Source organism: Flavobacterium sp. UW10123 (genome assembly GCF_040538975.1).
Lineage (GTDB): Bacteria > Bacteroidota > Bacteroidia > Flavobacteriales > Flavobacteriaceae > Flavobacterium.
The window spans coordinates 1-206 of record NZ_JBEWQE010000048.1 but is presented as its reverse complement, the minus strand read 5'-3'; the positions used below and the strand labels follow the sequence as shown (position 1 = coordinate 206).

At 46.6% G+C, this 206-nt stretch carries 1 protein-coding gene; it reads left to right on the top strand.

The window, feature by feature from the left end; translation table 11 throughout:
• On the top strand, nucleotides 1-206 hold a 206-nt coding region (locus tag ABXT06_RS22740), incomplete at both ends, for a hypothetical protein (RefSeq protein ID WP_354592762.1).

Genomic DNA, 206 nt, shown 5'->3' with positions numbered 1-206 from the left:
TGCTCAGGGAACTTATACGATTAACTGGAGTTTTGATGACGGAAACGGAAACGTAGAAACGGCGACCCAGGAAGTGATCATTAAAGACACTCAGAAACCAGTAAAACCGACATTAGCTGATGTTACGGGCGAATGCTCTGCAACAGCGACGGCTCCGACTACAACTGATAATTGCAAAGGAACGGTTACAGGAACAACGACGGATC